The sequence below is a fragment of the Paraburkholderia sp. BR10923 genome (assembly GCF_040948765.1).
Classification (GTDB): domain Bacteria; phylum Pseudomonadota; class Gammaproteobacteria; order Burkholderiales; family Burkholderiaceae; genus Paraburkholderia; species Paraburkholderia youngii.
The window spans coordinates 1-9911 of the sequence record NZ_JBFPKO010000066.1; the positions used below are offsets into that span (position 1 = coordinate 1).

8 protein-coding genes are annotated in these 9911 nt (G+C 58.0%); all 8 read left to right on the forward strand.

All coding sequences use genetic code 11. The features are described 5' to 3' along the window. Positions 1–322: 322 nt before the first annotated feature. The 8 genes from AB3X94_RS40415 (at position 323) to AB3X94_RS40450 (ending at position 9810) form a co-directional block, all read left to right on the forward strand. Positions 323–1297: a sulfotransferase gene (locus AB3X94_RS40415; RefSeq protein WP_368594262.1), complete on the forward strand. Its 975-nt coding sequence runs from the start codon at positions 323–325 to the stop codon at positions 1295–1297. Continuing rightward, the gene (locus AB3X94_RS40420) at positions 1294–2619 is read left to right on the forward strand and encodes an MFS transporter (protein WP_368614389.1); all 1326 of its coding nucleotides are present in this window, start codon (positions 1294–1296) and stop codon (positions 2617–2619) included. The genes AB3X94_RS40415 and AB3X94_RS40420 overlap by 4 nt, the downstream gene beginning before the upstream one ends. Before the next feature lie 145 nt (positions 2620–2764). Further along, positions 2765–4075 (forward strand): condensation domain-containing protein, encoded by a 1311-nt coding sequence (locus AB3X94_RS40425; protein WP_368594260.1) that lies wholly within the window; start codon positions 2765–2767, stop codon positions 4073–4075. Continuing rightward, positions 4072–5559 carry a GMC oxidoreductase gene (locus tag AB3X94_RS40430; RefSeq protein WP_368594259.1) on the forward strand — a complete coding sequence of 496 codons (1488 nt, stop codon included), beginning with the start codon at positions 4072–4074 and terminating at the stop codon, positions 5557–5559. The genes AB3X94_RS40425 and AB3X94_RS40430 overlap by 4 nt, the downstream gene beginning before the upstream one ends. A gap of 13 nt (positions 5560–5572) precedes the next feature. Then, entirely contained in the window at positions 5573–6820 is a 1248-nt protein-coding gene (locus AB3X94_RS40435) for an aminotransferase class III-fold pyridoxal phosphate-dependent enzyme (protein WP_368614390.1), read from the forward strand. A gap of 37 nt (positions 6821–6857) precedes the next feature. Then, positions 6858–7526 carry an HAD-IA family hydrolase gene (locus tag AB3X94_RS40440; protein ID WP_368594257.1) on the forward strand — a complete coding sequence of 223 codons (669 nt, stop codon included), beginning with the start codon at positions 6858–6860 and terminating at the stop codon, positions 7524–7526. A gap of 37 nt (positions 7527–7563) precedes the next feature. Continuing rightward, complete coding sequence (locus AB3X94_RS40445; RefSeq protein WP_368594256.1) at positions 7564–9006, forward strand: glycosyltransferase; 1443 nt, start codon at positions 7564–7566, stop codon at positions 9004–9006. 501 nt (positions 9007–9507) lie between these two features. After that, positions 9508–9810, forward strand: coding sequence for a DUF4158 domain-containing protein (locus tag AB3X94_RS40450; protein WP_368594255.1), 303 nt, complete (start codon positions 9508–9510; stop codon positions 9808–9810). Positions 9811–9911: the final 101 nt, after the last annotated feature.

A 9911-nucleotide genomic window follows, 5' to 3' on the forward strand; every position in this document is an offset into this window, starting at 1 on the left:
TCCAGCTTGCGTACGGAAAACAAACTCTCGGTGAACGTGTCGGCGCCGCCCATGATCTCCAGTGGGCAAGTGGTGGTTCATCTATCAACGCTTCACGAACTCTGCGCGATGACGTGTTTCAGCGGTAGTTTGGCTGGAGCAGGGCGGTAGGGATGAATTCTGCTGCCGTCGGAGTACTTCCGATGGAATCGGATTCGAGAATCTACGCAGCAAACCGAATGTTAATTGTTTACAGCGGCATGCGCCTCTGTGTTTCGTGTCAAGCCTCAACGTGTTCGTGTGCCGAATCTATTCAATAATTCACCCCTGCAGAGGAGATGTCATGTCCGGTTTCGCCATTCGGTGTGCGTCCGATTGCCCTCCTGTCACCCTGCCCTCTAATCCTGTCCTGCTCGGCGGCGAGAATCGTTCCGGCACCACTCTACTCAGCGTTCTTCTCGACTCGCACTGCGATTTGGTCGTTGGCCCAGAACTTGACTTCACCGAACCGGTCGACCTCGGTCCGCATATCCTCGCTGTGTGCGACATGATCGACGTCCACAACTCACGGCTCGCCGGTGCGACGAAGGAAACCGTTGACCCCGACTGGTACGACGGCGCGCATTTCGTTTTGCAATGCGAACGTTTCGGTCTCGAGCGCGACGATTTGCGGAACTTGGTGGTGGACTTGATGACCAAACGTGGAACCAATCTGTCGGCTCCGGAAGACCGTTGTCGGCTCATCGACTCCATTGGCGAATTCCGACGCAACCAGATGGGAGCCCGACGTTGGGGCATCAAGCTTCAGCGCAGGATACTGGACGTCGGCACTTACGCAGCGATCTGGCCTCGGGCCCATTTCATTCACATCATTCGCGACGGCCGCGATCTGGCCGCGTCCCACTTGAAGACAGTCCCCGACTGGGGCTACCGGACTGTCGCGCAGGCCGCGCACGGCTGGTTGGATGTCGTCACCCGGCCCCGCCAGGCTGCGCCTGACGGCCGCTATCTGGAGGCGCGGTACGAGGACCTGGTAACGCGCCCCCGCGAAACCATCAAACGAATGCTGGACTACCTTCACCTGCCGTGGGACGAGGCGGTCCTGAACCACGCGGCGCACGAACACGCGCTGTTCAACAGACCTTGGGGGCATCCCGCCGCACAGGCCGCAAGCAAGCCTCTGCACACCGGGCGTAATGGACGGCATTTGCACGACCTCACGCCCGGAGAAATTGCCGAGTTCGAGCGGATCGCCGGTAAAGAGCTGATACACCTAGGCTACGACCTGTCGATGCCGCCTTCAGGAAGCGCGAGATGATAGAGGCGCACAATGCGCCCCGACACCGCCTGCCCTGTAGCTTTTATCTGCTTCTCGCTGGCCAGACGGTCTCCCTTCTCGGCTCACAAGTGACGTTTCTTGCACTTCCGCTGACTGCGATCGAACTTCACAACGCAAGCCCGTTCGAGACTGGGATACTGCTCGCATGCGGACGAGCGCCCTACCTGCTACTAGGGCTGCTCGCCGGGGTCCTCACCGACCGGTTCTCGCATCGGATGCTGCTAACGACAGCGAACACGACGATAGCACTCACCTTGGCCTCCGTACCGCTGGCCGCCTCCTTGGCCGGCCACGTAAGCACGCGTCATCTGTATATGGTCGCCACCGTGGCAGGCACGGCCACGGTGATCGCGGATGTGGCCTTTCTTGCTTGCGTACCAACCGTTGTGCGGCTCCCGCAACTGGTACAGGCTCAAAGCAGGCTAGAGCTGGGACAGTCGGCGGCACTGATACTCGGCCTGCCACTTGCGGGCTGGCTGATCTCTACCTTCTCCGCTCCGATCGCCATACTCGCCGATGTCGCGTCGTTCGTCCTTGTGACGATGCTGCTCCCTTGGGTATCAATGAGGCCGGTGAGGAGCCCGTTGTTCGGCGCGGACCGCCGAGGCGTCGCGGTCGACGGGAGCATCATCAGTCGTATCCTGTTGGAAGCTACAAAGGGCGCACTGTTTGTGCTGCGTACCTCCCGGCTGCGCGCAATTACCTTTGCGACGGGCACGCTTATCTTTTTCTACAGCGCCTACTCGGCTGTCTTTCTCCCTTACCTGACCAAGGACTTGAGACTGACGGCCACCGCGATTGGCACCGTCATGGGCATCTCGGCCGTGGGATCCGCCGTCGGCGCGTTGCTCGCTCGTCTGGCTGCGCGGGCACTGGGACTCGGCCGAGTGCTGGTTGCGGCCCTCTGCACCAGCGCCGTCGGCGCGGCGCTCGCACCCATGTGTCCGGCGCCGGGTTGGCTGGCACTCGGGTTATCGCAGTTCCTGTTGTGGACCGGTCAGCAGATGTACAACGTCCATCAGGTGCCCATCCGCTTCATGCTAGCACCACCTGAGTTGCATGGGCGTGTGAACGCAGGCATTCGCACCATAGTATGGGGCCTCGCTCCCTTCGGCGCCCTGCTGGGCGGCTCCTGTGGAACGTTGCTGGGTTCCCGGGCAACGCTCCTGTTCAGCGGTGCTCTAATAGCGATGTCCTCTGGGTGGATTTTGACGTCTCCTCTGCGAGCAGTGCGGACACCCCAGCTCCAAGAGGGACATGCCGAGCCGACTTTCGTAGCCGAAGCTCCTCCTCGCAGGTAACGCAAGACATATCATCATGTTCACTGAAATACCTTCACTCAGTTTGTCTCCGGGCCATCTCATCGTCTGGCGAGCCAGCGCCCCGCACATGCCGGAAGCACCATGGACGACCGACTCGCGGCGACCATCCCATGCTCAGGAGGCCTTGATCAGGTACGCACTTGACACAGCAGGTGAAGGCCCCCTGCCGCCGTCCTGGTTGGGGTGTGCTTTCGATCTGCCCGCTGGACTTGATGCAGATGCCTTCGCTGCGGCATTGCGCAACTGGACAGATCGCCACGAAACGCTCCGCAGTCAGCTGATGTTTTCCGCTCACTCCACACCCGACAGTCGTCTACTCCGCGTGACGCTGCCGCCCGGCACCGTGACTATCTACACCAGTGAGGCGACGAACTTCCGCGACAGCCGAAAGCTGGCGCGGTATCTCGAAGATCTGTTCGACCGCGAAATTGGCCCACTCGGCTGGCCCGGATATATCTGCGCCACCATCAGCAACGCTGACGCGACCACCGTCTGCGTCGTCGCCGACCACACCCTGACCGACGGGTACTCCATTCTCGGGATCCCACATGAGATCCACACCCTGTACGCTGCAGCACTCGCAACCTCCGACAGCAAACCCGCTCCCCCTCTACCCCCCACGGCCAGCTACCTTGATTTTGCGGAGACTGAACGGAACGCAGCCGATGCACTGACCGTCGAACACGAATCCGTCATCAGCTGGCAGCAGTTCGTCACCAAGGTTGGCGGCCACCTGCCAGTTTTCCCTGAACCAGTTAACGCTCAGAGTGGCAACCCCACCACCGCGCAGCCGGGAGGACACGCCGAGCTCCTCGACGCGTCCTCCGCGCGCACCTTTGATCAGGTCTGTCGCGCAGCAGGCGGTGCCACATTCTCCGGACTGCTTAGCTGCCTTGCGAAGGTCGGCCACGAAATCACCGGCTCGGGTGAATTTCGCACGATGGTCCCGTTCCACACGCAAACAGGTCCCTGGAGATCCTCCATCGGATGGTTCGTCGGTATGGGCCCGGTCGCCTTCTCTCTGAGCGCAACCAGCTCCTTTGCCGAGACGGTCCGTTCGGCAGTCGCAGGCCTCAACGGAGTCAAGGAACTGGCCCAAATACCCCTTCCCCGGGTAGCGGAACTCCTTGGCCAGCCCCTTCGTGATCCCTTCATGATTTCGTATATGGATCTTCGCCGTACCCCCGGCGCGCGCAACTGGAACACTTGGCGAGCCATCGCGCTTCGTAGTCGCTGCACCGATCCGGATGAGGTGTGCCTTTGGGTCTGGCGCAACTACGATGGCCTGTTCGTCAGCTATCGCCACCCGGCCACCGACCTCGCAGGCATCGCGGTACCGCGCTATGTCGCCCGTACGAAGCAGCTCCTGTCCGTCGTCGCGGACACCTCCTGCTGGCTCGCCAACCCGCATTCAAAAGAAGAGTGTTGCTCGTGACAGAGATCAGACACATTGCAGCGACCTCTTACGACTACACAAAGTTCGACGCGGTTATCGTCGGCTCTGGGCCCTCCGGACCGATCGTCGCCCAAACGCTTGCAGAGAAAGGATATCGCGTGGCAGTGCTGGAATATGGAGGCCTGGTTTCCCCTGGCGCCTTGTACGGGCCGCATCAGGCGGCCTACAGCAAGGCACTCACTTCGTCCGGCCGACCCGCCGACGGCAACCCATGGACGGCGTGTTGCGTGGGCGGCGGGATGCAGTTCTACAACGCTATCACGCTCAGATACCGGCAGGCAGATCTTTCGGCCTCTCAATATCTGACGACCGACCTGGAGATTGATTGGCCCGTCGCACTCCGGGATCTCGAACCCCACTACTCGGAGATCGAGCACCTGTTGGAGATCACTGGGGCGAATGGATTTCCGACATATCCAGTCAGCCCTCGTGGGATAATGTTATCCACTGCAATGCATGAACTCGGTATAAAACCGCGCCATATCCCTCTGGCAATCCGGCCACCAGGGACTTGCATGGGGTGCAACCTGTGTTCAGCTTGCGATGAACTGGTATGCCCTACGGATGCCAAAGCATCTGTGCTCGCACGAAGCATTCTGGATGACTCTGCCCTGCCCGGATCGATCTCGGTTCTGTATGGCTGCTTCGTCAACCGGATCGAGCTTCGGGACGACGGTCAAGCTGAAGCTCTTGAGTGCTACGTGCCACTATCATCTGAGCGGATCCGGATTTCAGTCGAAAGGGTCATTGTCTGCGCAAACGCGATACAGACGGCGGCACTGATGCTCCGGTCAAAAAGTGAGCATGCCCCCAAGGGGATAGGCAACGAATCCGGCCTCGTCGGGCGGGGCCTCTCATTCAAGATTAGCGGCTACTCTGTCGGGTACATGGAGCGACCGGATCACGGCTCCAGTGCTCTGGCTTCTCACTGGGGCCCCCATGCGACCGTCTATACCGACGAGTTCTACGAGCACTGTGACGTACCACGCAAATTCGGCGGTCTCATCTATGAAGCGAATTTACCCATGCCGGAGGAAAACGTCGGTCTTTTGCGCCTGCACTATATGGCCGGTGAAGAACCGTGGTCGCACAATCGCGTGGTGCTTGACAGGGCCATTGACCGATACGGGGTCCCTTATATTCGTTTCGAATACAAAAGCTCGGCAAATGACCGTGCACGAATTGGCTTTCTCGCTGATCGCGCGGATGACATTCTGCGACACATTGGAGCGCTACGCATCAAGCGCGAGCCGCTTGCACACTCAAAAGGCAGTTCCTACCTGCACGGCACGATGCGCGCCGGACACGATCCCACCACTTCAGTTGTGGACCGCCTTGGCAGTGTTCATGGGTTCTCGAACATCCACGTCATGGATGGCTCCGTGATGAATTTCGCGGGAAACAGCAATCCGACACACACGATCATGGCCAACGCGAGACGAATGGCCCTTTCACTCGAGTAAAGGGGAACTCAAGATGCCTAATCCTGAAGTGACCGGACATCTGGCCGAATGGGAACGCGAAACCCGATCGTCAATCATTTTCCGCTCCGCCAATGGCGCGGTGGCGGAAGATATCAACGGCAAGATCTATCTGGATATGACATCCTGCAGCGGGGCTTCGCCTCTCGGCAGCAATGACATAGTATTCAACGCAAGGCTCGCACGGGCAATGGAGCAGGAAACCGACATTCTTCCATCGCCGGTGAGTCTGCAACGCCTGAGGCTGGTCGGAAAAATCTCGAAGATGTTCCCTGACACGCCGAGAGTGTTTTTTCTGAGGACGGGGTCCTGTGCAACGGAAGCGGCAGTTCGGATCGCCCGGTATCGAACTGGCCGGCCGGTCCTCCTGACGGCTGGCTTCCATGGATGGCACGACCTCTTTCAGCAGCCCCCTTGGTCGGACAATCCACCCGCTAGGGACCAACACATCCAGGATTTCCGATATGACCTCGATCTCCTTGAGCAGCAACTGGTCATGAACAGGGGGCGAGTCGCGGGCATTTTCTTCACACCTGAACCTTCGATCTTTCCCGCTGCATTGCTTCATGAAATCTCCAGACTGGCAAAGCTGCATGGAGCACTGCTGATCGTCGATGAAGTCCTTTGCGGGCTCCGTTATGCTTCGGGTGGCTACTGCCAAAAACACGGTGTAAAAGCCGACCTCATTACCTTGACCAAGGGAATCGCGCAAGGCATCGGCCTTTCCGCAGTTGTCGGCACCGCCGAGGCCATGACGGGGGCCGACACCGCATATCTTGGCCATACCTATCTGCGCGAGAACCGGGCCTTCGTGGCCGGTAACCTGACACAGGAAATATTTGAAGAAGCGGGCATTGTGGCCCGTCTCGCCGAAAGTGGTTCCGCACTCAAGAGGTTATTCCAGACCGCATTCGAGCGTAGCAAAATACCTGCTCGCGTTCTGGGAAGAGACAGCATGTTCGATATCGTTCTGCCGTCTGAAAAACATGGAAAAGCGTTCGCACAAAAGTGTCTGCAGCATGGCATCTATGTCGGATACCCGGCAACATACATGAGCAATGCTTCTATGAATAAGGCCTTTTTCGAGGCGTTGGAACCAGCACTGGATCTGGCACTCGCAGACTATTGCAAGGCCGAAGATATGACGACACCGTTCACCGATGCTTCGATGGTCGAATACTGCATGGAGGCATTCCGCACGACAGAAAAGGCATGTCTGTCGAACAAGCATTATTGGGCGTGATACTAGAGGGCGAAGTCCAGGAAAGACGCGACAAAAATTGCAATCACCAACTTTTTCTATTGTTTCGATTCCTACTCATATTGCCATGAACGAAATCGATCTCAACGATTACGATCACGTTGCCTTCGACCTGGACGGTGTCCTTGTGGATTCAGCGGCTGTAGTTGAAAACGCTCTCCGTCGATGGGCAGGGGAGGAACGGCTCTCTCCGGAGTGTGTGTTGCGGATGTCTGCCGCGCGCCGGGATATAGAACTAGTTGCGTCAATCTCTACCGGCCTCTCGCCGGAACGAGAAGCGGCCCGCATCGCAGACTATGAGGTCCAGGCGATGGATCTGCTCCGACCAATCTTAGGCGCCGCCGAGTTCTATAGCTCGCTCACCGCTGGGAGGCGATCTGTCGTCACCTCTTCGTCACGGGTCTCGGCTCTTGCCCGCCTCAAGGCGGCCGGAATCTCCTGCCCAAGAATCATGATTGCCGCTGAGGACATGAGGAAGGGAAAGCCGAATCCGGAACCCTATCAAGTGCTGTTGCGGACGTTGCAGATTGCCCCGGAACGGTGCTTGGTTTTTGAGGACTCCAGAGCCGGAATTGAAGCGGCAACCACTGCTGGTTGCGACTGCGTAGGCGTCGGACCTAATGCCAGCGGCCACCCCGGCATCAGGGGCTGGATTGAGGATTTTCGCGAGATGACCTTTCTAATCTGACGCCGGCCTCCGCTTTCCGGGCCGAAAGGACGACAAGATGAAAATATCAACGGAATACCGCACACCACTGTTTGATGAGGTGTTGATACGCGGCTCTGTCCTTGAGCACTACGTTGCACAGCAGGCAGACTATGAGGGACTTGTCAATGAACTGTTGCGTTCGTCGGGCACAATGCGCGACAGGGTCGGTGATCGTTGCATCTGGCAAGTCAATTCCACCGCGTTTGGCGGTGGCGTCGCCGAAATGCTTCCACACCATATATGCCTCCTCCGGGAACTTGGTTTCGATGTTCGCTGGCTCATCTTTAAACCGAACCAGGAGCAGTTTTTCCAGTTCACCAAAGGCGTTCACAATTCTCTTCATAATACCGCAGTAGCCGGTCTCGATGACCTGTTGCCGCACTATCTCGATGTTTCGAGGCAGGGTGCAGCGGAACTGGAAGCAATCATCGGACCTAATGACCTCCTGGTCATCCATGACCCGCAGCCACTTTGTGCTGCTTCGCAATTCCTGGATTCTCATCCGCACCCAGCCATCTGGCGATGCCACATCGGCTATCCAGAACGCACCCCGACGGTCGACAGGATATGGGCACTTCTCGGGGAATACCTCGGTCCATTCCAGCGTATTGTCCTGAGCGACAGCGAATACGTCTTCGATACACCTCAACCGATCGATATCATCCAGCCATCGATCAGTCCGTTCTCCGCCAAGAATCGCAACTATGAAGGGCCGGCAGACCAGAAGCTGGAAAATTCAGTTTCGTTTAATGGCCGCAAATCGGGACCTATGCCATCGCTTCAGGAAATCCTCGGTTCGCGGTATTTTCTGCACGTTTCCAGATGGGATAGCCTCAAAGGCATCGACCGGATCATCACCGCTTTTATCCGTTTTGTGCGTGCGGCATCCGACGAGGAAAATACGATACGCCTCGTGATAGCAGGACCCGACCCTCTGAATGTCGCTGACGATCCGGAAGGACGGACGTATTTCGAGAAGTGCCTGGCACTACGTGACCAGTTGCCAACGGAAGTACAGCAACATTTGTATCTGGCCTGCATCTCGATGAAGGACAACGACGCAAATGCAGAGATTGTCGGCCGACTTCAACAGAATGCTCATGGCATATTTCAATTGTCTCGCGAAGAGGGTTTCGGGCTGACGACGACGGAGGCTCTGTTCCGGGGTAGACCCGTCGTAGTGTCGTCCGCTTTTGGTCTGAAAAGGCAAGTCGTAAATGGGCTGAATGGAATTGTCCTTGAGGAACCGGACATCGAGGCCAAAGCCGCAGAGGTGATGCGTCGGCTTGCGACCAACTATAGTGATTACGAGGGGATGGCGAGAAGAGCGCGCGAGAACTGCCTGCACTTCGGCACGCAAATCTCGCAAATTCCAAAGTGGTATGACTCGATTCGTTCGGCCCTATCTAGTTTTGAAGAGCACACGGAGCCTCAGCGCGCAAATGCAACTGAGGCGTGAGTTGATGCCCACACGCTTACGACAGCCTCACAGGGATAGAGAAAAATGCATGGCTCCCTGATTACGCAGACAGCGAACACCTCATGCTGATTGAGACCTTCATCGGTTTTGTCTCTGCCCAAGAGCATAAAAGCCACGACCGTTCCGCAGGCGAGGCGAAACGGTTCCAGCGCTTGACGAACTCGGGGCATCCGTCCTTTTCGTGCTAAATCTGGCGGTTTCTCCACAGAGCCTTTATTTATAAGGCTGCCGTCGGCCCTGGCTCTTGTCAGGAGGTCCCAACAGTATCTGCGATAGCATATCTGCGCGCGATTACGGATCGCGCGCCGTAGTCGGGAGGCGCAGATGCCAGATCTTGGAGTTTCGCTATGTGGGACAATATCGCTTGCCCGCCCGACTGTCGGAATTCGACGTCGAGCGCTACTTCCCGTTGACTGACAGCGACGTTGCCGCAGTCAACGAGCGTTTTCGGCGCGGTCACCGTGCCGGCGTTCGATCCAGTTGGTCTTTCTGCGTGCCAGTGGCCACACTCTCGATCATGTCGGCACACTGCCGCGCCAATTGTTGCGGCATGTCGGCGAGCGGCTCAGCCTGCCCACCCCGACGATCGCCTCCCTCCGCACGCTCTATCAACGCTATAAGTCACTGAACGAGCATCAACTCTGGACCTGCGAATATCTCGGCATCACTTCGATCGGACCTAAGCACTGGACGGAACTCGAAGCGTGGATGCGACAGGACGCCGCCGAATCGCTCACGCTCGACGAACTGCTTCAGCGTAAGCACCCGGCGAAGTCATCTTGATCGGCAAGTCGTGCCGCCCGACGATCATGTCCATTCAAATTTTAAATGGACAGGTGTACATGACGGACGAAGTCGAGGTTGTCCAGGATGTGGTGCAGCCG